The sequence below is a fragment of the Corynebacterium matruchotii genome (genome assembly GCF_011612265.2).
Taxonomy (GTDB): domain Bacteria; phylum Actinomycetota; class Actinomycetes; order Mycobacteriales; family Mycobacteriaceae; genus Corynebacterium; species Corynebacterium matruchotii.
Genome location: NZ_CP050134.2, coordinates 1366410 through 1392497, shown reverse-complemented (window position 1 = coordinate 1392497; position 26088 = coordinate 1366410). Strand labels below are relative to the sequence as shown.

The window sequence follows — 26088 nt, the reverse complement described above, 5'->3', positions numbered from 1 at the left end:
ACATGAATATCGTTGATGAACTACTGTGGCGGGGGCTTATCAATCAAGCCACCGATGTTGACGAGTTACGTGCCGCTTGCGAGCAACCCATCACCCTCTACTGCGGGTTCGACCCGACCGGGGCGTCGCTTCATGCGGGGCACCTTGTGCCCCTCATCATGCTGAAACGCTTCCAAAACGCGGGGCACCGGGTACTCACCTTGGCAGGTGGCGCCACCGGCATGATCGGTGACCCGCGGGATGTGGGGGAGCGGTCCATGCTGTCCGAGGAAGAAATCGCCCACAACATTGCGGCGATCCAAGACCAAATTCGGTCCTTTATCGACTATACGGATGGTAAAGCCATCATGGTCAATAACGCCGATTGGTTGGGGAAATTCTCGCTCATTGACTACCTGCGTGACCTGGGCAAAAACTTTTCGCTCAATACGATGCTGGATCGGGAAACCGTGAAACGACGACTAGGATCCGATGGGATTTCCTACACCGAATTCTCCTACATGCTGCTCCAATCCTACGATTATGTGCACCTCAATCGGGAATACGATTGTGTGCTGCAAATCGGTGGTGGTGACCAGTGGGGCAATATTGTTTCCGGCGTAGATCTCAACCGTCGCATGAACCAAACCAAGGTGCATGGCTTAACCGTGCCATTGGTTACGGATGCGCAAGGGCAAAAATTCGGCAAATCCACGGGTGGCGGCAAACTTTGGTTAGATCCTGAACTGACCAGCCCTTATTCGTGGTACCAGTACTTCCTCAACGCGGGAGACTCCGTGGTCATTGACTACCTGCGCTGGTTCACGTTCCTGTCCCAAGCGGAAATCGCCGAATACGAAGTGGCGGTGCAGGAACGACCGCATCTGCGGGAAGCGCAACGACGCTTGGCGCAAGAAATGACCACCCTGGTGCACGGTTCAGCGGCAACTGAAGCGGTAGAACTAGCAGCTCAAGCGCTATTCGGTCGGGCAGAATTGACCGAACTGGATGAAGCAACCCTGAGGGGGGCGCTCCAGGAAACCACGGTGGCAGAGATTGCGCCACAGGACCCACGCACAATCGTGGACCTATTGGTGGCCAGCGGTTTGGCAGCATCCAAAGGAGCTGCGCGTCGCACAATAAATGAAGGCGGCGCATACGTGAATAACCAGCGTATTTCCTCCGAGGACTGGGAACCAACAGCCGATGATTTGCTGTATGGCACATGGCTAGTGCTGCGGCGAGGCAAGAAAACCTTCGCAGGGGCAAAAATCCAATAGCGTAACCGGGATGGCATGAGAACCATCCTGGTTTTTGTTGTTGTGACGTGGTGGTTTGTGGTTTTGTGGTGGGGTTTGTATATTTGTGTGGTCGCTGTTTGCGGCCCTTGCCTGGTTTTGGGTGGGGTTGTGGGTGGTGGTGTTGTTTGAGAACTCGATAGTTGTGTCATTTGATGAAACGAATTATTGTTTGAACATGAACGCGAACGTGGGCACCAAATAGTTATTGATAGTTGTTGGTGTTTGTTGTTTGTTGTTGTTTTGTTGGTTTCTTTGTTTTTTGCCTGTAATTTTTTGTTTGTTTTTTTGGAGAGTTTGATCCTGGCTCAGGACGAACGCTGGCGGCGTGCTTAACACATGCAAGTCGAACGGAAAGGCCCCCACTTTTTTGGTGGGGGTGCTCGAGTGGCGAACGGGTGAGTAACACGTGGGTGATCTGCCCTGTACTTCGGGATAAGCTTGGGAAACTGGGTCTAATACCGGATAGGACCATGGTTTAGTGTCTCATGGTGGAAAGATTATTGTTTTGGTGCAGGATGAGCTCGCGGCCTATCAGCTTGTTGGTGGGGTAATGGCCTACCAAGGCGTCGACGGGTAGCCGGCCTGAGAGGGTGGACGGCCACATTGGGACTGAGATACGGCCCAGACTCCTACGGGAGGCAGCAGTGGGGAATATTGCACAATGGGCGCAAGCCTGATGCAGCGACGCCGCGTGGGGGATGACAGCCTTCGGGTTGTAAACTCCTTTCGTTAGGGACGAAGCCGCACCTGTTTTGGGTGTGGTGACGGTACCTTTGTTAAGAAGCACCGGCTAACTACGTGCCAGCAGCCGCGGTAATACGTAGGGTGCGAGCGTTGTCCGGAATTACTGGGCGTAAAGAGCTCGTAGGTGGTTTGTTGCGTCGTCTGTGAAATTCCGGGGCTTAACTTCGGGGTGGCAGGCGATACGGGCATAACTAGAGTGCTGTAGGGGAGACTGGAATTCCTGGTGTAGCGGTGGAATGCGCAGATATCAGGAGGAACACCGATGGCGAAGGCAGGTCTCTGGGCAGTAACTGACGCTGAGGAGCGAAAGCATGGGGAGCGAACAGGATTAGATACCCTGGTAGTCCATGCTGTAAACGGTGGGCGTTAGGTGTGGGGACCGGTTTGGTTTCTGTGCCGTAGCTAACGCATTAAGCGCCCCGCCTGGGGAGTACGGCCGCAAGGCTAAAACTCAAAGGAATTGACGGGGGCCCGCACAAGCGGCGGAGCATGTGGATTAATTCGATGCAACGCGAAGAACCTTACCTGGGTTTGACATGCACCAGACGGTTGTAGAGATACGTACCTCCCTTTGTGGTTGGTGTGCAGGTGGTGCATGGTTGTCGTCAGCTCGTGTCGTGAGATGTTGGGTTAAGTCCCGCAACGAGCGCAACCCTTGTCTTATGTTGCCAGCACTTTGGGTGGGGACTCATGAGAGACTGCCGGGGTTAACTCGGAGGAAGGTGGGGATGACGTCAAATCATCATGCCCTTTATGCCCAGGGCTTCACACATGCTACAATGGTTAGTACAACGCGCTGCGAACCTGTGAGGGTGAGCGAATCGCTGAAAGCTAATCTCAGTTCGGATTGGGGTCTGCAACTCGACCCCATGAAGTCGGAGTCGCTAGTAATCGCAGATCAGCAATGCTGCGGTGAATACGTTCCCGGGCCTTGTACACACCGCCCGTCACGTCATGAAAGTTGGTAACACCCGAAGCCCATGGCCTAACCACCATTTGGTGGGGGGAGTGGTCGAAGGTGGGATTGGCGATTGGGACGAAGTCGTAACAAGGTAGCCGTACCGGAAGGTGCGGCTGGATCACCTCCTTTCTAAGGAGAATAGAGTATTTGTTTTGTCGCCTGGGTGCTGGTTAGTACCTGGTGGTGACAAGTTTTTGTCATTGTTTGGTGTCTGGTTTGGGCGCCTGGTGGTGGCAAGTTTTTGTTTTCAGGTGAAGACAGGTATCGCACGCATTTCATGTGTGTGGTTTTGGGAGTTGATGAAACAAGAATTTTTTGCGGTCTTTCAGCCCTTGTTGGTTGTAAAGGGTTTTGCAGAGTAACAAGTGTGTTTGTGTTCGGGTTTGTTTTGTTTTGTGGCATGCTGTTGGGTGTCTAGAGCAGCACGAGTGTTGTTCTATGGATCACCCCTGGTGAGCAAGGCCTTTTTGCTGGTTGCGGCCCGTGTGTTTGGGTTGTGTCTGGTTGGGTGTTGTGTGTGGGGTGGTGTGTTGTGTGAGAACTGTATAGTGGACGCGAATGCGATAAAAAAAGCAACAATGAATGGTTGTTGTTTGTTTTTTCTTTTTTGTGGTTTTGTTCTTGGTATTTTTTGTTGTCTGTGCGTGAAAAATGTGTGTGTTTTTTGTTTTTTAGGCGCATGGTGGATGCCTGGGTATGCTAAGCCGATGAAGGACGTGATAGGCTGCGTTAAGCCTCGGGGAGTTGCCTGATGAGCGTTGATCCGAGGGTGTCCGAATGGGGAAACCCGGCCATGGTTATGTGTGGTCACCCGCCAGTGAATGAAATAGTTGGTTGGGGGGTTACGCGGGGAAGTGAAACATCTTAGTACCCGTAGGAGGAGAAAACAAGAGTGATTCTGCTAGTAGTGGCGAGCGAACGTGGATAAGGCTAAACCGTGTGCGTGTGATACCGGGTAGGGGTTACGCATGCGGGGTTAGAGGAGCACGGCGTATCAGTTCTACCTCGGCTGGTGCTGTTGTTGGTGTGTGTTAGTGGAAGTGGTGTGGAATCGCCTGCCAGAGACGGTGAGAGTCCGGTACACGAAAACACTCGCTTGCGGGGTTGTTGTGTTTCCTGAGTAGCGGCGGGCTCGTGGAATCTGTCGTGAATTTGCCGGGACCACCCGGTAAGCCTAAATACTTAGCATGACCGATAGTGGAGTAAGTACCGTGAGGGAATGGTGAAAAGTACCCCGGGAGGGGAGTGAAAGAGTACCTGAAACCATGTGCTGATAATCCGTCATAGCCCCCCCTTTTTTTTGGGTGGGGTGGTGGCGTGCCTTTTGAAGAATGAGCCTGCGAGTCAGTGGCATGTTGCGTGGTTAACCATGAGTGTGGGGAGCCGTAGCGAAAGCGAATCCTAATTAGGGTGTGTGTGGCATGTTCTGGACCCGAAGCGGGGTGATCTACCCATGGCCAGTGTGAAGCAGAGGTAAGACTTTGTGGAGGCGCGAACCCACTTAGGTTGAAAACTGAGGGGATGAGTTGTGGGTAGGGGTGAAAGGCCAATCAAACTCCGTGATAGCTGGTTCTCCCCGAAATGCATTTAGGTGCAGCGTCGCATAGTGTGCTTGTTGGAGGTAGAGCTACTGGTTGGTTGAGCGGGACGATAATCTTAGCAACATCAGCTAAACTCCGAATGCCAGCAATGTGGGTGCGGCAGTGAGACTGCGGGGGATAAGCTCCGTTGGTCGAGAGGGAAACAGCCCAGATCGTCGGTTAAGGCCCCTAAGGGTGTGCTCAGTGGGAAAGGATGTGGGATCGCGAAGACAGCCAGGAGGTTGGCTTAGAAGCAGCCATCCTTGAAAGAGTGCGTAATAGCTCACTGGTCGAGTGGTTCTGCGCCGATAATGTAGCGGGGCTTAAGTACACCGCCGAAACCGCGGCAACACACGTAAAGGTGTGTTGGGTAGGGGAGCGTCGTGCATGTGTTGAAGCTATTTGGTGACAGGTGGTGGAGTGTGTGCGAGTGAGAATGCAGGCATGAGTAACGATTGATGTGTGAGAAACATATCCGCCGGATGACTAAGGGTTCCTGGGTGAAGTTTGTCTTCCCAGGGTGAGTCGGGGCCTAAGGCGAGGCCGACAGGCGTAGTCGATGGATGACGGGTTGATATTCCCGTACCCGTGTGCGTGCGACAAGTGATGAATCTTATGGTACTAACCGCCCGCTTGTTTCCGCTGATCTTTTTGGTTGGTGGTTTCAGGTGCGTGGGATCTTCGTGGGTAGTAGTCAAGTGATGGGGTGACGCAGAGTGGTAGCTAGGCTTCCTTATTGGATTGGAGTGCAAGCGTGTGGCCTGTGGGGTTGGGAAATCCGCCCCGCATATGAGGTGAGGCGTGATGCGGACACCATGTTGTGGTGGTAGTTAGTGTGCCTGTGCTGTCTAGAAAAGCCTCTAGCGAGTGCGTGCATGGCCCGTACCGGAAACCGACACAGGTGGTCAGGTAGAGAATACTAAGGCGTTCGGGTGAACTGTGGTTAAGGAACTCGGCAAAATGCCCCCGTAACTTCGGGAGAAGGGGGACCATTACTGGTTGCTGACAGCGAATTGGCTGGTGGTGGTCGCAGAGGAGAGAGGGAAGCGACTGTTTATTAAAAACACAGGTCCGTGCGAAAACGTGGAAGTTGAGGTATACGGACTGACGCCTGCCCGGTGCTGGAAGGTTAAGAGGACCCGTGAGCACGCCTTATGTGTGTGCGAGGCGGAGAATTGAAGCCCCAGTAAACGGCGGTGGTAACTATAACCATCCTAAGGTAGCGAAATTCCTTGTCGGGTAAGTTCCGACCTGCACGAATGGCGTAACGACTTCCCTGCTGTCTCAACCACAGGCCCGGTGAAATTGCAGTACGAGTAAAGATGCTCGTTTCGCGCGGCAGGACGAAAAGACCCCGGGACCTTTACTATAGCTTGGTATTGGTGTTTGGTCATGCTTGTGTAGGATAGGTGGGAGACTGTGAAGCCGCAACGCTAGTTGTGGTGGAGTCGCAGGTGAAATACCACTCTGGTGTGATTGGGTACCTGAACCTTGGCCCGTGATCCGGGTTGGGGACAGTGCCTGGTGGGTAGTTTAACTGGGGCGGTTGCCTCCTAAATGGTAACGGAGGCGCCCAAAGGTTTCCTCAGTCTGGTTGGCAATCAGATGGTGAGTGTAAGTGTATAAGGGAGCTTGACTGTGACACTGACGGGTGGAGCAGGTGCGAAAGCAGGGACTAGTGATCCGGCACCTACGTGTGGTTGTGGTGTCGCTCAACGGATAAAAGGTACCCCGGGGATAACAGGCTGATCTTCCCCAAGAGTTCATATCGACGGGATGGTTTGGCACCTCGATGTCGGCTCGTCGCATCCTGGGGCTGGAGTAGGTCCCAAGGGTTGGGCTGTTCGCCCATTAAAGCGGCACGCGAGCTGGGTTTAGAACGTCGTGAGACAGTTCGGTCTCTATCCGCCGCGCGCGTTGAAACTTGAAGAAGGCTGTCCCTAGTACGAGAGGACCGGGATGGACGTACCTCTGGTATGCCAGTTGTCACGCCAGTGGCATGGCTGGTTAGCTACGTGCGGGAGGGATAACCGCTGAAAGCATCTAAGCGGGAAGCCTGTTTTGAGATGAGGTTTCTGTTGAGGTTCCCTGTAGATGATGGGGTTGATAGGCCAGGGCTGTGAGCATGGTGACGTGTTGGAGGTGACTGGTACTAATACACCGACACAAAAAAACACACCTAGAGTGTTTTTCACGTGTGTGGGCGATGAAAAATGAGCAGTTGATTGCGCCGAGAGCATGTGTTTGCCGCAAAAAGAAGAATGATTATTGTGTTTGTGTTTGTTGTACAGTGTTTGACGCAACACGCTGCCCGTACCCTGTTGGGGTGTGGGGGTGGTTTGTTTCAAATGGGTTTGTGTTGGTGGTTTTAGCGTCGAGGGTACGCCCGGTCCCGTTCCGATCCCGGTAGCTAAGCTTGACTGCGCTGATGGTACTGCAATCGTGGGGTTGTGGGAGAGTAAGACACCGCCAACACACCAAAAACTTAATAAAGAAAAAATAGTATAAGGAAAGCGTGGTGTATTATTGTTATTTTCCAATAATGCACCACGCTTTTTCTATATCCCCAAAGGACAGCATGACTGACGATCATAAATCCCCCGGTTCTTCCCGTCGGAAGCCGCAACGCAATAATAATCGCCGTCCAGATCGTTCCCGGGGACGTCGACACGCTAACCGGGCTGGGGCCAATAAAAAACAAAACGGGTTTCGTACTCAGCGCCCCAACTATCGAGAAGACCGCATGACGTCACGGCTGAATGAACCCGATTTACCCGATGATCTCGATATTCGAGACCTCGACCCGCTAGTATTACAAGATCTCCGGGTCCTATCGAAGGACAACGCTAACGCCGTCGCAAAGCATATCCTCATGGCTGCGCTCTTAATGGAGGAAGACCCCAAACTAGCACTCAGCCATGCGCGGGCGGCCAAAGAGCGGGCAGGGCGAGTATCAGTCGTGCGGGAAACCTGTGGGATTGCCGCCTATAAAGCCGGCGAATGGAAAGAAGCACTCTCCGAATTGCGTGCCGCCCGGCGCATCAGTGGTGGTCCGGGGCTCATTGCCGTCATGGCCGACTGCGAACGCGGTCTCGGCCGGCCCGAAAAAGCCATAGAACTTGCCGCCGAAGCTGATTCGAAAAACCTCGACATGCCCATGCGTATCGAATTAGCCATCGTCACCGCCGGCGCTCACCAAGACATGGGGCAATTCGACGCCGCTGTCGTTACCTTGCAGGACATGAATCCCGATCCCAGTCGCATCGAACCGGCATGGGCCCGGCTGTCCTACGCCTACGCCGACGCGCTGGCCGCCGCCGGGCAGATCGCGCAGGCCCGCACCTGGTTCACCCACGCCGTCGAGCAGGACGCGGAAGAATTCTTAGATGCACAAGAACGGCTAGCAGAGTTAGGTTAACCATGACCGAATCACTTCTCACCACATACGACAGTTTACTTTTCGACCTGGACGGCACAGTATGGGAAGGCGGCCGCCTCCTGCCGCACGCCCAAAAATACCTCACCACCGCTTCCATACCCGTCATGTACATCACCAATAATGCTTCGCGGGGCCCGGAAGTAGTGGCAGAAATACTCACCAAACTGGGGGTTCCCACAGATGAGCGCCATGTAGTGACCTCGGCGCAGGCGGCCGTGGAATTCGCTCAACAGCGACTGCAACCCGGTGACCCTGTCTATGTGCTTGGTTCCGAATCGTTCAAAAACCTGGCCCGCCACGGCGGTCTCCGCGTCGTTGACTCTGCCGACGACAACCCCAAGGCCGTACTTCATGGGCATAATCCCGAAACCGGTTGGGCGGAACTCTCCGAGGCTGCACTCAGCATCCGCAACGGGGCTTACTATTTCGCGTCCAACCTGGATACCACACTGCCCATGGAACGGGGACTCATGGTGGGTAACGGTTCCATGGTGGCTGCGGTCACCACCGCTACCGGCGTCACCCCGCTATCGGCAGGAAAACCCGAACCGGCAATGTTCCACTCCGCCGCCGCGAAAGTGCAATCCACCCGCCCCCTTGCCGTGGGCGATCGACTTAACACTGACATTGCCGGCGGCGTCGCCGCCAACATGGACACCTTCCACGTGCTCACCGGTGTCTCCCGCCATTGGGCGCTCGTCCACGCAGAACCAACCGAACGCCCCACCTATATCGCGGAAGACCTACGGGGACTCGACCTGCCGGCAGCCGAACTCACCCCACACGCACAAGCCGGATTCGCTGCCCGGCGCGCCGACGATAACACGATTGTGCTCACCAGCGGCGATGCTTCCGGTGGGGGTGCTGTGGAGGCGTTGCGTACCGTGTTGGCTGTTGCCTGGACTGATCCTTCCGCAGGGTTTACCGGTGAAGTTGTACCTGCGGATGCTGGGGCGGAGCGAGCGTTGGCGGGGTGGCAGTAGTTGTGGAGCCGGAGCAGGTGATTGAACGGCTTCATGCGGTGTTGGCGCAGCCGATGGACACGTTAGCGCAGGAGGCTGCGGTTTTGCACGAGGCGCATGAGATTTTGCATGAGGCATTGCAGTAATGTCGGATCGGAGGCGTCTTGACGCGGAGTTAGTGCGTCGGAAGATTGCGCGGTCGCGGGAGCAGGCCGTGGAGTTGATTCGGGGTGGGCAGGTGTTGGTGCAGGGTATGCCCGCTATTAAGCCTGCCACTCAGGTGTCGTCTGGGGTGTCTATTCAGGTGTTGGGGGGTGCGGTTGATGATTGGGCGTCGCGGGGTGCGCATAAGTTGTTGGGGGCGTTGGAGGCGTTTGAGCCTGCGGGTTTAAGCGTTGTGGGGAAGAAAGTGCTGGATGCGGGGGCGTCTACTGGGGGGTTTACGGATGTGTTGTTGCGTCGGGGGGCGCGGGAGGTTGTTGCGGTTGATGTGAGTTATGGTCAGCTGGTGTGGCGGTTGCAGAATGATGATCGGGTTCGGGTGGTGGATCGAACAAATATTCGTTATGTGACGGCGGATCAGTGTGGGGGGTTATGTGATGTGATGGTTGGGGATTTGTCGTTTATTTCGTTGACGTTGGTGTTGCCGGCGATTGTGTCGTGTGTGGTTGATGGTGGGGATGTGGTGCCCATGGTGAAACCGCAGTTTGAGGTGGGGAAGGATCGGTTGGGGTCCGGTGGGGTGGTGCGTAGTCCGCAGTTGCGGGCCGAGGTGACTACCGATGTTGCGGTTTCTGCCCAGGAGTTGGGGTTGAGTTTGCGGGGGGTGGTGGCGTCGCCGCTTCCGGGCCCGAAGGGTAATGTGGAATATTTTTTGTGGCTCGTGAAAGATGGTGGGGTGGCAAAGTTACCTCGGGGGGAGGTTGCCGCTATGGTTGATCGGGCAGTGAGGGAAGGACCGGAGTAATGTCTCAGCCCCGGAAAGTGTTATTGGTGTCGCATGCTGGGCGGAAGTCGAATATTGAGACTGCTGCGCTGGCGGCGGAGTTATTGCGTGATGCTGGTATTTCGGTGCGGGTGGTGGTGCCGAAGAATGATGGTGCGATTGCGGCGCATCCGGTGTTGAGTCGGTATGAGTTGGTGCCGCATTGTAGCGATGCGATTGTTGGTGTGGATTTTGTGTTAGTGATGGGGGGTGATGGGACGTTTTTGCGGGCGGCGGATTTGGCGTATATGGCGGATTTGCCGATGTTGGGTATTAATTTGGGCCATATTGGGTTTTTGGCGGAGTGGGAGCGTGATTCGTTGGATGAGGCTGTGAAGCGGGTGGTGTCTGGCGAGTTCAGTATTGAGGAGCGGATGACGATTGCGGTGCAGGGGATTGGTCGTAACGGTGAGTCGTTGGGTTCTGGGTGGGCGCTTAATGAGGTGAGTGTGGAGAATCAGAATCGGTCTGGGGTGTTGGATGCGATTTTGGAGGTTGATGGTCGGCCGGTGAGTTCGTTTGGGTGTGATGGGGTGATTATTTCGACGCCGACGGGTTCGACGGCGTATGCGTTTTCGGCTGGGGGGCCGGTGTTGTGGCCGGAGTTGGATGCGATTTTGGTGGTGCCGAATAATGCGCATGCGTTGTTTACGAAGCCGTTGGTGGTGAGTCCGCGGTCGGAGGTGGCGGTGGAGTCCCGGTCGGCGTCGTTTCCGGCGCATGTGGTGATGGATGGGTTTCGGAAGTTTGAGATGCCGCCTGGGAGTCGGGTTGAGGTGGTTCGGGGGGAGCGGAGCATTAAGTGGGTGCGGTTGGATGAGCGGCCGTTTACGGATCGGTTGGTGTCGAAGTTACGGTTGCCGGTTGAGGGTTGGCGGGGTCCGGGGCAGCGGCGGCATGAGTGCTAGGATGTCGGAATGCTCGCCGATATTGCTATTGAGAATTTAGGTGTTATTTCCCGGGCTGCTATGGAGTTGAGTCCGGGTTTGACGGTGTTAACTGGTGAGACTGGTGCTGGTAAGACCATGGTGGTGACTGGGTTGCGGTTGCTTGTGGGGGGTCGGGCTGATGCTAGTCGTGTGCGTTCCGGTGCTGCGCAGGCCGCGGTGGAGGGGCGGTTTGTGTTGGATGGGGTGGATTCCGAGGTGGCGGGGGCTGCTCGGGATGTGGTGGTGTCGGCTGGGGGCCGGTTGGATGAGGGGGGTGAGGTGATTGTGTCGCGGACGGTGTCTGTGGGGGGTCGTTCGAAGGCGCATTTGGGGGGCCGGTTGGTGCCAGCTGCGGCGTTGCAGGAGTTTAGTGCGGAGTTGTTGACGATTCATGGTCAGAACGATCAGTTGCGGTTGTTGGCGCCGGAGGAGCAGTTGGCAGCGGTGGATCGGTGTGATCCGAAGATTGCTGAGTTGTTGGTTGGTTATCGGGAGGCTTTTGGTCGGTGGCGTCGGTTGGTGCGGGATTTGCGGTCGCGGACGGAGTCTCGGCGGGAGTTGGCGCAGGAGGCTGATCGGCTCCAGTTTGCGATTTCGGAGATTCGGGGGGTGGATCCGCAGCCGGGTGAGGATGTGGAGTTGGTGTCGCTGATTCGCCGGTTGCAGGATGTGGATGAGCTGCGGCATCAGGCGTCGGTGGCGTTGGGTGTTATTGATGGTGATTTTGGTTCCGAGATGGCGGGGGCGTCTGATTTGGTGGGGCAGGCGGTGTCGGCGTTGCAGAAGAGTGGGGATGAGAAGTTGCAGGAGTTGGCTGTGCGGTTGGGGGCTGTGACCGCGGAGTTAGGGGAGGTTTCGGCTGAGTTGGGGAGTTTTTTGTCGAATTTGTCGGGGGATCCTGCGGAGTTGGAGGGGCTACTGTTGCGGCAGCAGGAGTTGAAGGGGTTGACGCGGAAATATGCGCCGGATGTTGATGGGGTGTTGGAGTGGCTGCGGAAGGCTGAGGTGAAGTTGGCGGGGATTGATACGTCGCCGGAGGCTGTGGAGCGGTTGCAGGCTGAGGTGAAGTCGGCTGAGGCTGAGGTGTGGCGGATTGCAGGAGAGTTGTCTGCGGCTCGGGGGCGGGCGGCTCGGCGGTTGGGGGAGTCGGTGACCGCGGAGTTGCGGGGACTGGCGATGGCGAAGGCGGTGTTTTCGGTGTCGGTGTCGCAGGTGGCGGTTCCGGGGAAGTTGGGGGTGGATGTGGTGGAGTTTTTGTTGTCGGTTGGTGCGTCGGGGAGGCGCGGCCGGTGGCGTCGTCGGCGTCGGGGGGTGAGTTGTCGCGGGTGATGTTGGCGTTGGAGGTGATTTTGTCGTCGAATAGTCGGGGGGTGACGTTGGTGTTTGATGAGGTTGATGCTGGTGTTGGGGGTCGGGCTGCGGTGGAGATTGGGCGGCGGTTGGCTCGGTTGGCGGTGCATAATCAGGTGATTGTGGTGACGCATTTGCCGCAGGTGGCGGCGTATGCGGATGCGCATTGGCATGTGTCGAAGGATGTGGGGGATTTGTCGGTGTCGTCGGGGGTGGTTGAGCTGACTGGTGGTGCTCGGGTTGCTGAGTTGTCGCGGATGTTGGCGGGGTTGGAGGATACGGAGACGGGTCGGGCGCATGCGCAGGAGTTGTTGGATAAGGCGCAGGCTGAGGTGGCGGATTTCCGGTAGGTTGTGTGCGTGGCGTTCCCCGGTTTGTGGGGGTGGTTGGGGAGAATGGGGGTATGAGTTTGTTTTCTCGGACTGTGGATTTGCCTGGTGTGCAGGCGGTAATGCGTGATCTTTCGGTGAGGGGTAAGAAGGGTTATAAGAAGTTGGGTGCGGGGGATATTGCGGTGATTGATGCGCCGGATGTGTCGCGGGCGGTGGCGCAGTGGTTGATTGATTCGCAGGTGGTTGCGGTGGTGAACACGGGGGAGTTTAGTACTGGTGCTATTCCTAATTTTGGGCCGCAGATGATGTTGGATGCGGGGATTATGTTGGTTGAGGATGTGGGGGATGGTGTGTTGGTGGGGTTGAAGGATGGGAAGAAGGGGAGGTTGACCGAGTCGGGTGAGTTATTTTGTGGGGATAAGTTGCTTGGTTCGGGGGTGGTGGTGACGCCGGCGGATGCTGAGGAGCGGTTTTTGGTGGCGCAGCAGCGGTTGGTTGATTATATGGAGGCGTTTTTTGGGAATACGATTCAGTTTATTCATTCCGAGTCGCCATTATTGATTGATGGGTTGGGGATTCCCGAGGTGGGGGATGCGCTACGGGATCGGAAGGTGTTGGTGGTGAGTCCGGGCCGGTATTTCCGGTCGGAGTTGAAGGAGTTACGGAATTTTATCCGGGAGTTTTCGCCGGTGATTATCGCGGTTGATGAGGCCGCGGATGCGCTGGTGGAGTTGGGGTATGGGGTGGATTTTATAGTGGGGGATCCTGGTGGTATTGGGGCTGCGGCGTTGCGTTCGGGGGCGCGGGTGGTGGTTCCTGCGGGCCCTGATGGGCATGTGGTGGGGTTGGAGCGGATCCAGGATTTGGGGGTGGGGGCGTTGACGTTTCCGTCGGCGGTGGAGAATGCGACGGATTTGGCGTTGTTTTTGGCTGATTTTCATCAGGCGGAGTTAGTGGTGAATGTGGGGGCGTCGGTGACGTTGGATTCGTTGTTTGCACAGTCGGGGTATGCGAGCCCGTCGGCGTTGTTGTCGCGGATGAAGTTGGGGCCGCGGTTGGTGGATGCGTCCGCGATAGCCACTTTGTATAATATACGGTCTGGTAAGAATATTGCGTTTTTGTGGGGGGTGATGGGCGTGTTGGTTGCGTTGGCTACGGTGATTATGGTTGCTGGTTTGGCTGGGGAGGGGTCGTTTATGGTGAATGTGGTGGATACGTGGAATAATATTATTGGTCGGGTGGCGTCGTGATGCGTGGCGGTGGGGTATTTAAGGCGGCAGTGGCGTTTGCTGTCGGTATTGTTGTGGGGTGTTTAGGCCTGGCGCCTAGCTTGGCGGGGAGCGCCGATTCGCGGGTTGCTGGCTTGTCGACGGCGGTAGCGCAGGCGCGGGGTGAGCTAGAGGCGGCGCGGGCGCAGTTGCGGTCGGCGGATTCGGTGGTTTTGGATGTGGGTCGGGAGACTTTGGCTGGGACGTTAGCGGAGCGGTCGGTGATGGTGGTGTATGCCGGTGGGGTTCGGGATGCGGATGTGACGAAGGTACGGGGGTTGCTTGCCGACGCTGGGGCGCGGGATGCCGGTAGCATGCGGCTTCGAGAGGAATTTTTCACCCCTGCCATGAAGAATATTGCGAGCAATGTTTTGCCGGCGGGGGCGACCTTATCTGAGGATAAGTTGGATGTGGGGACTCACGCGGGTGAGGTATTGGGGTCGCTGGTGTTTCACTCATCGGCCACCGATGAGGAGCGCGCCTCGGGGTTGGGGACACTGCGGAATGCTGGGTTTCTCACCTATGGTGATGGGGGTGTCAAGCCTGCGGATGCGGTGGTTCTCATAGTGGGGCCGGATGTTCCAACGGAATTCCTTACTCGGTTCGCCCCGGCATTGGGCTCACGAGGTGGGGGGTTAGTGGTTGCCGGCGACACGGGATCTGCGCAGCTTGCGGCGTTACAGGGGCGGGTTGTTACGGTGGATTCTATTGATCGGGCGACTGGGCAGTTCGCGGTTGTGCGGCAGGTAGCCCTCCTGGTGCCCCCGAACGACCCGGATTCGGTGGGGGATGCCGAATAGTCTGTGTAATCTGTACAGTTATGGCGTTTGAATATCAGGTTGTTGATTCTGAGCTGTTGGTTGACGGGGCCATTTTTGGGGTTCGTCGGGATACCCTCACCATGCCCGAGGGGGGCACCGCAACCCGGGATCTTGTGGAGCATTTTGGTGCGGTTGCTGTGGTGGCGTATGACGGTAGAAAGATTGCGCTGGTGCGACAGTATCGTAGGTCGGTGGATCGACGCCTGTGGGAATTACCTGCGGGTTTGCTGGATATTGCTGATGAGGATCCGCTTGATGCGGCGAAACGCGAACTATTGGAAGAAGCCGGCCTGGGGGCGACGAAATGGTCGGTGTTGGTGGACCTGGTTTCCAGCCCGGGGTTTAGCGACGAAGCCGTCCGGGTGTATTTGGCCACGGGCTTATATAAGCAGGATCGGCCCGCCGGCGAGGGGGAAGAAGCGGACTTGGAAAACCGGTGGGTGGCATTGAACTATGCCGTGGATATGGTGCTCAAAGGGGAGATCACCAATGGGATTGCCATTGCCGGCATCATGACGGCGGACGCTGTGGAGCGGAAAGTGCGCAGGCCTCGGTCGGCCCAAACTCCGTTTGAATTGCGGCCCACGGCGCTGACGCGGCGTCGTAAAGCGGCAGGCATGGTCGGAGACATGAAGAAACAACCCCATGCTTGACGATGTGGTCGCCGCGTGGTTGACGCACCTCAAGGTGGAAAAGGGGTATAGCAGCAACACCTTAAGCAATTATCGCCGCGACCTGTACCGCTACGTGACCTGGCTGCATGCCGTGGGGGTGACCGACCTCAACCAGGTCACGACCAGTCAGGTTGAGGCGTATGTCACCGAGCTGCGCCGCGGCGACCCCGATCGGAACATCAAACCCCTAGCTGTGAGCTCCGCGGCCCGGGCCCTCATCGTTGCCCGGGGCCTGCATAAATTCGCGTTATTGGAGGGCTTGGTCACCACGGATGTGGCGGCCGATGTGTCCCCACCCGCGACCGGAAGGCACCTGCCCGACGTACTCACCATTGCCGAAGTCACCCAGCTCATTGACGCCATCCCTACCGACGATACCGCCAGCCCCATAGACCTCCGCGACCGAGCCCTTATCGAACTCCTGTACGGAACCGGTGCGCGCATTAGCGAGATCACCGCCCTCACTGTCGATAATTTTCACGACAACGACGGCATGCTGCGCATCACCGGGAAAGGCAACAAACAACGCCTCGTCCCAGTGGGCAGCCAAGCCATGGCGGCCGTCGACCAATACCTGGTGCGGGCCCGACCCGTGTTCGCCACCGGGGCCTCGCACGCGCTCCTGCTCAACACCCGCGGCCGGACGTTATCGCGGCAAAGCGCCTGGGCTGTCCTGAAAACCGCCGCCGCTCGGGCACACATCACCAAAGACATTTCCCCCCACACACTCCGGCATAGTTTCGCCACCCACCTACTCGAAGGCGGCGCGGGAGAACGAGTAGTGCAAGAACTGTTAGGGCATTCATCGGTCACCACCACCCAGATCTACACTCACGTGTCCGCCGAGAATTTACGGCAAGCATGGGTCATGTCGCACCCGAGGGCCTAAAAAATACCGGTACTATAAAACGCGAACACTAGTGCGATCAAGGAAGATGGATTGACATGGTTCCCGAACTTGGCCTGACCGGCCGGCCCATCCGCGAATTCCCCGAACCCCAACCACTCACCCACCACGGCCCGGCGCGGATCATTGCCATGTGTAATCAGAAGGGTGGCGTGGGGAAAACGACGTCAGCGATTAATTTGGGGGCGTGTTTAGCGGAGGCGGGCCGGCGGGTGTTGTTGGTGGATTTGGATCCGCAGGCGGCGTTGTCCGCGGGGTTGGGGGTGCGGCCGGATGAGCAGGATTTCACTATTTATGATCTATTATTTGATGCGCAGTCAGGGGTGGAGTCGGCGACGGTGAAGACGAAGGTTCCGGGGTTGGATTTGGTGCCGGCGGGGATTGATTTGTCGGCGGCGGAGATTCGGTTGGTGAATGAGGTAGGGCGGGAGCAGGCGTTGGCTCGGGTGTTGCGGCCGGTGGTGGGAAAGTATGATTTTATTATTTTGGATTGTTTGCCGTCGTTGGGGTTGTTGACGGTGAATGCGTTGGCGTGTGCGCATGGGGTGATTGTGCCGATGGAGTGTGAGTATTTTGCGTCGCGGGGGTTGAATATTTTGATTGATACATTGAAGACGGTGCGGGATCGGGTGAATTTTGATTTGGAGTTGGTGGGGATTTTGGTGACGATGTTTGATCGTCGGACGGTGCATTCGCGGGAGGTGATTGCTAGTGTGGTGGCGGCGTATGGGGAGAAGGTGTTTGATACGGTGATTACCCGGACGGTGCGGTTCCCGGAGACGTCGTATCATCATGAGCCGATTATTACGTGGGCGTCGGGGTCGCAGGGGGCGGTGCAGTATCGGCAGTTGGCGCGGGAGGTGATTGGGCGGTTGGGGGGTTAGGATGTGTGGTTGTGGATAGTGATGTGCAGCAGCCGGAGATTACGGGGTTTCGTATTGTTTTGCATAATTTTGAGGGGCCGTTTGATTTATTGCTCCAGTTGATTTCGGCGCAGAAGTTGGATGTGACTGATGTGGCGTTGGCGCAGGTGACGGATGAGTTTGTGGGGTATGTGAAGCAGTTGGGGGTGTCGGCGCGGCTGGATGAGATTACGGAGTTTTTGGTGGTGGCGGCGACGTTGTTGGATTTGAAGGCGGCGCGGTTGGTGCCTCGGGGGGAGGTGGATGATGTGGCGGATTTGGCGTTGTTGGAGTCGCGGGATTTGTTGTTTGCGAGGTTGTTGCAGTATCGGGCGTATCGGCAGGTGGCGGATTTGTTTGCGGTGTGGCAGGCGTCGGCGCGGTTGCGGTATCCGCGGGTGGTGGGGTTGGAGGAGCGGTTTGTGGGGTTGTTGCCGCCGGTGGTGTTGGGGCATTCGGCGGAGAGTTTTGCGGAGTTTGCTGCGAGTGTGTTTCGGCCGCGGCCGCCGGAGGTGGTGGAGGTGGGGCATGTGCATAAGGTGGGGGTGTCGGTGCCGGAGCAGGCGGTGCGGATTTTGGATATGTTTCGGTTGGTGGGGCCGGATCGGTGGTTGGGGTTTGAGGCGTTGACGCGGGATTGTGGGGTGTCGTTAGAGGTGGTGGGGCGGTTTTTGGCGTTGTTGGAGTTGTATAAGGCTCAGGTGGTGGTGTTTGAGCAGGTAGAGTCGTTGGGGGAGTTGAAGGTGGCGTGGACTGGGGTGGATGTGGATCCGATGGTGGTGTTGGCGGGGCGGTGGGAGTAGGCCGTATTGTCGCCGGAAGATTGGTAACATAAATCACGAATTATTTTGGTGTTTTGGCCTGTTTTCCCCACTTTTGTGGGGGTCGGGTGGAAAGGATGTGATTTGTGTCGGTGATGATTTGGCTGTTTGGGTTATTGTTTGCCACGGTTGTGATGGTGGCGATTGGTGATCGGGTTGGGTTGCCGTGGCCGGTGTTGTTGACGATTGTGACTGCTGGTGTGATTTTTATTCCGGGGGTTCCGTCGGCGGGTTCGTTGTCGCAGTTTTCGCATTTGATGTTGCCGATTTTTATTCCGCCGTTGTTGTGGGCGTTGGCGCGGCGGGCGTCGTGGGCGCAGGTTAGACGGCAGTGGCGGTCGATCATTATGTTGTCGGTGTTGTTGGTGATTGCGACGGCGGTGGCTGTGGGGTTGACGGTTAGTTGGTTGGTGCCTACGTTGTCGGTGGCTGGGGCGATGATGATTGGGGCGGCGATTTCGCCGCCGGACCCGGTGGCTGTTGATGCGGTGGCGGAGCCGGCTGGGGTGCCGCGGCGGTTGATGAATACGTTGCAGACGGAGGGGATGTTTAATGATGCGGCTTCGATTTTGGTGTTTAATCTTGCGTTGGGGGTTTTGACTCAGGGGGAGACGGTGAAGTGGTGGGAGGCTATTTGGGAGTTTGGGTATTCCAGTGGTGCGGCTGTGTTGATTGGGTGGTTTATTGGTCGGGGGGCGGCGTTTTTGTCTAGTTGGATGACGTCGGCGACTGCCCGGAATGCGTTTACGTGGGTGATTCCGTTTATTACGTATTTGGTGGCGGAGGAGATTCACGCGTCTGGGGTGATTGCGGTGGTGATTGCTGCGATTGAGTATAACTCCCGGGTGGCGATTGGTGCGGAGGACCGGTTGTCGGGCACGGTGTTTTGGGAGATTGTGGAGTTGTTGTTTACTGGTGTGGCGTTTGGTCTGATTGGGATTATGGCGCGGGATGCGATTTTCACGGTTGGTTCGGATTGGGGGGAGGCCGTGATGTTGGGTGTGGTGTTGTCTGCGGTGGCTATTGTGGTGCGTGGCCTGTGGTTTTTGGGGATGTATGCGACGAATAAGTATACGAGGTATCGGGTGGGGGGTCCGTTGCGGTTGCAGGAGACGTTGTTGCTTACGTGGGCTGGTATGCGGGGGTTGGTGACGTTGGCGTTGATTTTGTCTATTCCTGATACTGGTGATTTTGGTTTGTATCAGGAGGCTCCGGTGGTTGCGTTGGTGGTGTTGTTGTTTACTATGGTGATTCCGGGGTTGACGTTGCCGGCGTTGATGAAGAAGCTGACGTTGGATAGTGATCCGGATGCGTTTGGTGACGTGTCGCGGGAGAAGTTGGTGAATCGGGCTCGGCGGGCTGCGCGGAATAAGATGCAGTCGTATGCTGGTGAGATTCCGCAGGAGCGGTTGGAGGCGCTTATGTCACGGTTTGATGAGGAGACGAATTTGGAGGAGGTGAATGAGGAGGGTATTACCCCGGAGGAGCGTCGGGAGAAGGCGAAGCATATTGAGGTGAAGTTGCAGCAGGCGCAGATTGAGGCGTTGCGGGCTGCCCAGTTGGAGTTGTTGCGGGCTCGGCGGGAGCGGGATATTGATCCGGCGATTTTGGATGAAGTGTTGTTTTTGATTGATCGGCAGATTTTGGGGGCGAAGGCCCGGAAGATGGATTAAACCGAATACACTGGGGCAATGACTGATTTTTCATTGCCGTCGGTGTCGTTGGTGCGTTCCCAGTTGGAGTCTGTGTTGCTTGTTGTTGATGCTCCGGTGTCGGTGTCGGCGTTGGCGGTGGGGTTGGCGGTGTCGGAGGATGTTGTGGTGGGGGAGTTATTGGAGTTGCGTCGGGAGTTGGATGAGCGGGGGAGCGGGTTTGAGTTGCGGGAGACTGAGGAGGGGTGGCGGCTGTATACTCGGCGGGAGAATGCGGAGGTGGTGGAACACTTCCTATTGAGTGGTGCGCAATCGAAATTGTCGCGGGCGGCGATGGAGACGTTGGCGATTATTGCGTATCGGCAGCCGGCGACGCGGGCACAGGTGTCGGCGGTGCGGGGGGTGAATGTTGATGGGGTGATCCGCACGTTGGTGTTACGGGGGCTGATTCGGGAGGTTGCGGGTGGTCATGCGCGGCGGTATGAGACGACGGAGTTGTTTTTGGAGTTATTGGGGATTGATTCGTTGGATCGGCTGCCGGATTTAGCGCCGCTCCTGCCGGATATTGATAGCATTGACGAATTCGACCTGTAGTAGTCGGATAGATTAAAGTAACCATGTTGAATAACCGCATATGGGATAGGACGTATTGTGAAAAAACCCGCTCGCCGTGATGGCACACCGGATTCAAAAAAGCAGCTTCTTTCTAACGCGAAACCTGCGCGGCGGCAGCATGTGTCGCCACGGAATGTTTCCTCCGACCCGAAAAGCTACACCGATGGGGTGCGGCTGCAAAAGGTGTTGGCGCAGGCTGGGGTGGCTTCCCGACGGAATGCCGAGATCATGATTGACTCGGGTCGGGTTGAGGTCAATGGTGCCGTGGTGATGCAGCAGGGGGTGCGCGTGAACCCGAAGGTTGATGTGATTCGGGTTGATGGGGTGCGTGTGAATGTGAACAACAACCACCAGTATTTTGTGTTGAATAAGCCGCGGGGAATTCATTCAACCATGAGTGATGATTTGGGGCGGCCTTGCATTGGTGACCTGGTGTCGGAGCGGATTAGTGCCGGCCAGGGCCTGTTTCATGTGGGCCGGCTGGATGCGGACACGGAAGGGCTGATTCTGCTCACCAACGACGGGGAGTTAGCGAATCGGCTGAGCCATCCGAAGTATGAGGTGTCGAAAACATATATTGCGGAGGTGCTGGGGGAAGCGGATCGGTCGCTTGTCACCACATTGAAAAATGGGGTGGAGCTGGATGACGGCCCGGCCGCCGCGGATTATGTGCAGATTGTTGACGTGCACCAGGGCCGGTCGCTGGTCCGGGTGCAACTCCATGAGGGGCGGAAACATATAGTGCGGCGGATGCTGAAAGCCGCGGGGTATCCCGTGCAGTATCTGGTCCGCACGAAGCTGCACACGGTGCAGCTAGGTGAACAAAAGCCTGGGACGATTCGGGCGTTAAACGATAATGAGCTGCGAAGCTTGTATAAAGCGGTGGAGATGTAAATGACTGCACAAAATTTGGTAAACACCCCCGACAATCGGCTGGTTGTGGCCGTGGATGGTCCCTCCGGGGTGGGGAAGTCGACGCTGTGTCGCGCCGTCGCAAAGCATTTCGGGGCACAGTATTTTGACACAGGCGCCATGTACCGTGCCGCCACACTTGCGGTGCTGCGGGCCGGCGTAAACCCGGCGGAGCGGGCGGCGGTCATTGCGGCGACGAATAATCTGAACATTACGCTCGACGACCAGACGGTGCTGCTGGACGGGGAGGACGTGTCCGAGGAAATCCGGTCGCAGGAAGTCACGCGCATGGTGTCAGCAGTGTCGGCGATCCCCGAGGTGCGGGCGACACTCATCGCCCAGCAGCGGGAGTGGGCAAGCACCGCCCCCAGGTGCATTTTCGACGGGCGGGACATGGGCACGAATGTGCTGCCGGATGCGCCGCTGAAAGTATTCCTCACCGCCTGCCACAAGGTGCGGGCGCAACGCCGGTATGAACAGATCATCGCTTCCGGCGGGCACACAATCTACGAAGTTGTGCTTGCCGACGTCATCCAGCGGGACACTGCGGATTCCATGCGGGCCGTGGACCCGCTCCACCCGGCGGATGACGCCATCATCCTTGACACCTCCGACCTGTCACTGCCGGAAGCCATCGATACGCTTATTTCCCTCGTGGAAGAATCAGCCGAAGGGGGCACCTCATAAATGAGTAGCGAAGAAAACGCCATGGGCATTCCTGACGAGTCGGAATTCCTCGACCCGCATTTTGGCGAGGATTTTTCCGAATCGGATTGGGAACAGTTAGAAAAAGAATTCGGGTTCGAACGTGAAACCCCGCACCTGGAAGAAAATCTGTGCACCGTGACCATCGTGGGCCGCCCTAATGTGGGCAAATCCACCCTGGTCAACCGGTTTTTAGGGCGGCGGGAAGCCGTCGTGGAGGATTTTCCTGGGGTGACCCGCGACCGGATTTCGTATATTGCGGACTGGGGTGGGCAACGATTCTGGGTGCAAGACACCGGTGGGTGGGACCCAAACGTGAAAGGCATCCACGGGGCGATCGCCCGGCAGGCTGAAACCGCCATGGAAACCGCGGACGTGATCGTCATGGTGGTAGACACCAAGGTGGGGATCACCGAAACCGATGCGGTCATGGCCCGGAAACTCCACGGCGCATCCGTGCCGGTCATCCTGGTGGCCAATAAATTCGACTCGGACATGCAGTACGCGGACATGGCCGAATTTTATGCCTTGGGCTTGGGCGACCCGTGGCCGGTGTCCGCCCAACACGGTCGGGGTGGCGCCGACGTGCTCGACGAGATTCTCCGCAGCTTTCCGGACCAGCCCCGGCAACCCTCGATCACTGAGGGGCCCCGCCGGGTGGCGCTGGTGGGGAAACCCAATGTGGGTAAATCCTCGCTGCTCAATAAGATTGCTGGTGAGGAACGCTCCGTCGTTGATGATGTGGCCGGCACAACCGTCGACCCGGTAGATTCCCTGGTGCAACTGGATGGGCACTTGTGGAAATTCATTGACACGGCCGGCCTGCGGAAGAAAGTGAAAAACGCCCAGGGGCACGAATATTATGCGTCACTACGCACCCGGGGGGTGATTGACGCGGCCGAAGTGTGCTTGTTCATGATTGATAGTTCCGAACCCGTATCTGAGCAGGATCAGCGGGTGCTGAGCATGATCTTAGATGCTGGTAAAGCCCTGGTGTTGGTTTTTAATAAATGGGACCTCATGACCGAGGACCGCCGGTGGGAGCTAGAGCGCGATATTGAACAGCAGCTAGCACACATCCCGTGGGTGCGGCGGGTCAATATTTCCGCGAAAACCGGTCGGGCGCTGCAAAAACTAGAACCCTACATGGAAGAGGCCCTGGAGAACTGGGATAAGCGGATCACAACCGGCCAGTTAAACACGTGGCTGCGGGCAACCATGGCGCAGAATCCTCCGCCAATGAAGGGCGGCCGGATCCCACGGGTGCTATTTGCCACGCAGGCATCCACCCAACCACCGGTGATTGTGCTGTTCACCACCGGGTTTTTAGACGCCGGCTACCGCCGATATTTGGAGCGGAAATTCCGGGAAGCCTTTGGGTTTGAGGGCACCCCGGTGCGCATAGCGGTGCGGGTGCGGGAACGCCGACAAAAATAACTGGGCAAGAGCAAAACCCCCTTTTACCACCACCAACATTGATGGTAAAAGGGGGTTTTCGTAGCATTCACACGCCAGCTGTTTGTTGGGGAAACAGCTAGTTATTGCGATTTAGCGGCCGGGGATGCCAGGGATGGCGGGGAGTTTCAGGCCGGGGATCTGCGGCAGGAAGGCGGCGATAGCACCACCGATAGCGGCGATCAAGGCAATGACACCGGCGAAGATAGCAACCTTATCCTTGCCGCCGAGCTTATTGGACAGGTCGTTCAGCTTATCCTTGCTGGAATCCTTGTCCTTGGGGGCGCTGGCGCTCGGGGTGACGGAGGTGGTCTTGGTCAGGCCAAGCTTGGAGGACAGGCCGTTCACATCTTCCTTGATCTTATCGCTGGACTTGTCGACCTGGTTCTTGATGTCGCTGCTGGGATCCTTGGTCTTGTCGTCAACCTTGGGGGCGCTGGGGCTCGGCTTCACTTCGCTGGTATTGCCACCCAGGCCGAGCTTGGAGGAAGCGCCGTTCAGATCTTCCTTGATCTTATCGCTGGACTGTTCAGCCTTGTGCTTGAGGTCGGCGCTGGGATCTTTGTCCCCGTCCTTCTTGGACTGGTCGTTGCTCTTATCTGCCGGCTTTTCTGCGGTTGCAGATGCAGAAGCGGAAGCGGGAGCAGATGTCTCCTGGGCGAAAGCCTGGGGGGCAGAAATGGCGGTAGCGGTAGCGGTTGCTACAGCAAGTGCGATTGCGATTGCGCGGTTACGCATAATCTCTCCTTGAAAGTTTTAAGTTTTTCCCTCTCCTCATGAGGAACAGTCCCCATCATAAATACTTTCTGAGAGTCTGGCTAATCCTTTACTCAAGTTTTATCCCCCATGGTCGTCGACCAAAACGTTACATAACGCACAGGTGATACTGAACACACGGGTGAATATAACTGGTAGAAGCAGCAAAAATGACAAATAACACCCTCACACATTTTGGGGGGATTTCAGTTATCAAATTGAGATCTTTGTGAGCCGCGCACGGGGGTAATTTTAAGGTAATTTCTGTGCTATTTTCGACAGCACAAACCCATCCAACCGATACGGTAACGTCACTATGTCATTGGGCCCATACCCCAGATGCTCGCCCAAGTACCAGGACAAATTAGCCGTCACCCGGGCGCGAATGCGCTCATTACTCCGCAGCCAATACGACCGGGTGTGAGTCAATTCGTGAACCTGAGCTGGTAATAATTCCTGCTCCCATCTGTCATGAACCTGATCGGTTATTATCCACGGCTTATATACCGAGGGAAGAAACCCCTGGGTGAGCATGTCACCCGAATGCATGATGCGGCTGAGCCTATGCACCCACGGCACACTCACGTCAAGAGTGTTCCACACCAACAACACCTGGGCGTCACGGGTGGTGATGCGGTCCAATTCCGCACTAGCCTGTTTCGTATCCACCCAATGCCAGGCTTGGGCGCACGTTACGGCGTCGAAAAGCTGCGCGGCGCAACCGGTATGCTCGGCGGTCGCCTGCCACGCCGGAACCGGCGCAAACCGCACCAGCGTGCGCAGCATGTCCATACTGGGGTCGAGGGCATAAACCTGGTCGAACCGTGGGCTTTCGCATAATAACTGCGTGAATTTTCCGGTCCCCGCCCCCACATCAAGCACCCGGCGCGCCGGCCGTAGCAGACGCAGGATGTCAGGCGGGTAACTGGGTCGCACATCGTGGTATGTGTTAGAACCGCTGGTAAACGCCCTGGCGCTGGTGAGTCGGTGCGAGTCGCTGGCGAATTTGGGGCTGTGGCGGCGAGAGACCGGAGGAATATTCACAATAATTCTAGGTTTTCTATCTTTTTCATGCTTATTATGCGTTTCTAGCTTTTCGACGCCCATGGTGCCGGTGCGTCAAGTTTTAGCTATCATGTTCTTGGACAACCCGTGACGAAAGGACGTATATATGGGTACCTTTGACAAAGCCAAGGATGCATTGAAATCTGAACTTATCACCGATGCGGTTTTGGATAAAGCCGCTGCCGCCGCCAAGAGCAAGCTTGGTCAGGACAAGGCGAGCCAGGTTGATATGGCTAGAGATTTTATTGACAAGAAGGTCGGCAGCGAATAATTGCAGAAATAAACCGGCTGGCACCACGTTGTCTATCTGGTGCCGGCCGGTTTGTCTTTGGTTTATAGCCCTAAGAGTTCGGGGTGTTCGTGCGTGTGGTCATCATGTGAGTGTTCGGCGTGGAGGAATTCATGGTCGTGATCGTGGCTGTTGGGGTCGGTGCCGGCAGCATGCGTGTGGGCGTGAACATGATGGTGGGTGTGCTCGTGATTATGGGTGATGATTCGGCCTCCTGAGATGTGGCTGTGGGGATGGGTGTGGGTGTGCCCGTGTTCATGGGTGTGTTGTAGGCCGATGGAGTCCTTTATCATGAGGTAGGTGGCTGCGGCCATGATTGCCAGTGCCAGCCAAAAGTTCCATGCCGGTAGTTCCCGCAGGAGCACCATGGAGAACAGCACGCCGAGGAAGGGGGCGATAGCGTAGTAGCCGGAGGTTTTTGCGGCCCCGAGGTCTTTTTGCGCCAGGATATAGAAGTTGATGCTGAGCCCGTAGGCGACGAAGCCGAGGATCATGGTGGCCAGGATGGTGGCGATTGGGGGGATGGGGTTGGCGATGATGAGGGCTACGGTGAGGCTGCCGAGGCCGGAGAAAATTCCTTTGACCATGACGATTTGTTCGCTGGATTTTGTGGCGAGCCGGTTGGTGCAGTTGTTTTCTATGCCCCAGCACACGCAGGCGCCGAGGACGAGGAGTGAGCCATAG

20 protein-coding genes, 3 rRNA genes and 2 pseudogenes are annotated in these 26088 nt (G+C 56.8%); 22 read left to right on the top strand and 3 right to left on the bottom strand.

Translation table 11 applies throughout. The features are described 5' to 3' along the window. Positions 1-2: 2 nt before the first annotated feature. The 21 genes and pseudogenes from tyrS to der all read left to right on the top strand — a co-directional run bounded on the left by tyrS (position 3) and on the right by der (position 23276). Positions 3-1259, top strand: a complete 1257-nt coding sequence (gene tyrS / locus HBA49_RS06315; protein WP_005527241.1) for a tyrosine--tRNA ligase — start codon at positions 3-5, stop codon at positions 1257-1259. 303 nt (positions 1260-1562) lie between these two features. Next, positions 1563-3114: ribosomal RNA gene (locus HBA49_RS06310) — 16S ribosomal RNA — on the top strand. Between the two features lie 530 nt (positions 3115-3644). Next, a 23S ribosomal RNA gene (locus tag HBA49_RS06305) occupies positions 3645-6742 on the top strand. 181 nt (positions 6743-6923) lie between these two features. Continuing rightward, positions 6924-7040, top strand: a 5S ribosomal RNA gene (gene rrf / locus HBA49_RS06300). Together the 16S, 23S and 5S rRNA genes form the textbook arrangement of a ribosomal RNA operon. A gap of 124 nt (positions 7041-7164) precedes the next feature. Further along, positions 7165-7983: pseudogene (locus tag HBA49_RS06295) on the top strand (tetratricopeptide repeat protein); the annotation flags it as partial. Positions 7984-7985: 2 nt separating this feature from the next. Beyond that, positions 7986-8987, top strand: a complete 1002-nt coding sequence (locus tag HBA49_RS06290; RefSeq protein WP_005525612.1) for an HAD-IIA family hydrolase — start codon at positions 7986-7988, stop codon at positions 8985-8987. Beyond that, a complete protein-coding gene (locus tag HBA49_RS13155; protein WP_005521279.1) occupies positions 8978-9112 on the top strand; it encodes a hypothetical protein in 135 nt (44 codons plus the stop codon). Before HBA49_RS06290 ends, HBA49_RS13155 begins: the two co-directional genes overlap by 10 nt. After that, positions 9112-9933, top strand: coding sequence for a TlyA family RNA methyltransferase (locus HBA49_RS06285; RefSeq protein ID WP_005521278.1), 822 nt, complete (start codon positions 9112-9114; stop codon positions 9931-9933). The genes HBA49_RS13155 and HBA49_RS06285 overlap by 1 nt, the downstream gene beginning before the upstream one ends. Further along, positions 9933-10859 carry an NAD kinase gene (locus HBA49_RS06280; protein ID WP_005521274.1) on the top strand — a complete coding sequence of 309 codons (927 nt, stop codon included), beginning with the start codon at positions 9933-9935 and terminating at the stop codon, positions 10857-10859. Before HBA49_RS06285 ends, HBA49_RS06280 begins: the two co-directional genes overlap by 1 nt. A 9-nt stretch (positions 10860-10868) precedes the next feature. After that, positions 10869-12580: pseudogene (gene recN / locus HBA49_RS06275) on the top strand (DNA repair protein RecN). 53 nt (positions 12581-12633) lie between these two features. Next, on the top strand, positions 12634-13812 hold the full coding sequence (gene steA, locus HBA49_RS06270) for a putative cytokinetic ring protein SteA (protein ID WP_050773712.1): 1179 nt from the start codon (positions 12634-12636) through the stop codon (positions 13810-13812). Further along, the gene (locus tag HBA49_RS06265) at positions 13812-14630 is read left to right on the top strand and encodes a copper transporter (protein ID WP_005521271.1); all 819 of its coding nucleotides are present in this window, start codon (positions 13812-13814) and stop codon (positions 14628-14630) included. Before steA ends, HBA49_RS06265 begins: the two co-directional genes overlap by 1 nt. Before the next feature lie 20 nt (positions 14631-14650). Then, positions 14651-15304, top strand: a complete 654-nt coding sequence (locus HBA49_RS06260; RefSeq protein ID WP_005521270.1) for an NUDIX domain-containing protein — start codon at positions 14651-14653, stop codon at positions 15302-15304. Next, entirely contained in the window at positions 15297-16214 is a 918-nt protein-coding gene (xerD, locus tag HBA49_RS06255) for a site-specific tyrosine recombinase XerD (RefSeq protein ID WP_005526501.1), read from the top strand. Before HBA49_RS06260 ends, xerD begins: the two co-directional genes overlap by 8 nt. Before the next feature lie 56 nt (positions 16215-16270). Next, positions 16271-17116, top strand: a complete 846-nt coding sequence (locus tag HBA49_RS06250) for a ParA family protein (RefSeq protein ID WP_005526349.1) — start codon at positions 16271-16273, stop codon at positions 17114-17116. Positions 17117-17139: 23 nt separating this feature from the next. Further along, on the top strand, positions 17140-17937 hold the full coding sequence (locus HBA49_RS06245) for a segregation and condensation protein A (RefSeq protein WP_034995605.1): 798 nt from the start codon (positions 17140-17142) through the stop codon (positions 17935-17937). A 104-nt stretch (positions 17938-18041) separates the two neighbouring features. After that, positions 18042-19628 (top strand): cation:proton antiporter, encoded by a 1587-nt coding sequence (locus HBA49_RS06240; protein WP_005526208.1) that lies wholly within the window; start codon positions 18042-18044, stop codon positions 19626-19628. 18 nt (positions 19629-19646) lie between these two features. Further along, a complete protein-coding gene (scpB, locus tag HBA49_RS06235) occupies positions 19647-20201 on the top strand; it encodes an SMC-Scp complex subunit ScpB (RefSeq protein ID WP_005525971.1) in 555 nt (184 codons plus the stop codon). Between the two features lie 57 nt (positions 20202-20258). After that, positions 20259-21116 (top strand): pseudouridine synthase, encoded by an 858-nt coding sequence (locus HBA49_RS06230; RefSeq protein WP_005525831.1) that lies wholly within the window; start codon positions 20259-20261, stop codon positions 21114-21116. Continuing rightward, positions 21117-21821, top strand: coding sequence for a (d)CMP kinase (cmk, locus tag HBA49_RS06225; protein WP_005526618.1), 705 nt, complete (start codon positions 21117-21119; stop codon positions 21819-21821). It abuts the gene before it with no gap. Beyond that, the gene (der, locus tag HBA49_RS06220; protein WP_005526435.1) at positions 21822-23276 is read left to right on the top strand and encodes a ribosome biogenesis GTPase Der; all 1455 of its coding nucleotides are present in this window, start codon (positions 21822-21824) and stop codon (positions 23274-23276) included. A gap of 111 nt (positions 23277-23387) precedes the next feature. Here der and HBA49_RS06215 read toward each other — a convergent pair whose 3' ends face one another. Both HBA49_RS06215 and HBA49_RS06210 read right to left on the bottom strand, forming a co-directional pair. Further along, positions 23388-24032 (bottom strand): hypothetical protein, encoded by a 645-nt coding sequence (locus HBA49_RS06215; protein ID WP_005526614.1) that lies wholly within the window; start codon positions 24030-24032, stop codon positions 23388-23390. 270 nt (positions 24033-24302) lie between these two features. Continuing rightward, positions 24303-25094 (bottom strand): class I SAM-dependent methyltransferase, encoded by a 792-nt coding sequence (locus HBA49_RS06210; protein ID WP_225866118.1) that lies wholly within the window; start codon positions 25092-25094, stop codon positions 24303-24305. A gap of 127 nt (positions 25095-25221) precedes the next feature. Between HBA49_RS06210 and HBA49_RS06205 the strand changes: the two genes are divergently transcribed. Beyond that, a complete protein-coding gene (locus HBA49_RS06205) occupies positions 25222-25386 on the top strand; it encodes an Rv0909 family putative TA system antitoxin (protein ID WP_005525530.1) in 165 nt (54 codons plus the stop codon). 62 nt (positions 25387-25448) lie between these two features. Here the strand turns inward: HBA49_RS06205 and HBA49_RS12930 are convergent, their stop codons facing one another. Next, a complete protein-coding gene (locus tag HBA49_RS12930) occupies positions 25449-26057 on the bottom strand; it encodes a DMT family transporter (RefSeq protein ID WP_244248388.1) in 609 nt (202 codons plus the stop codon). Between the last annotated feature and the right edge of the window lie 31 nt (positions 26058-26088).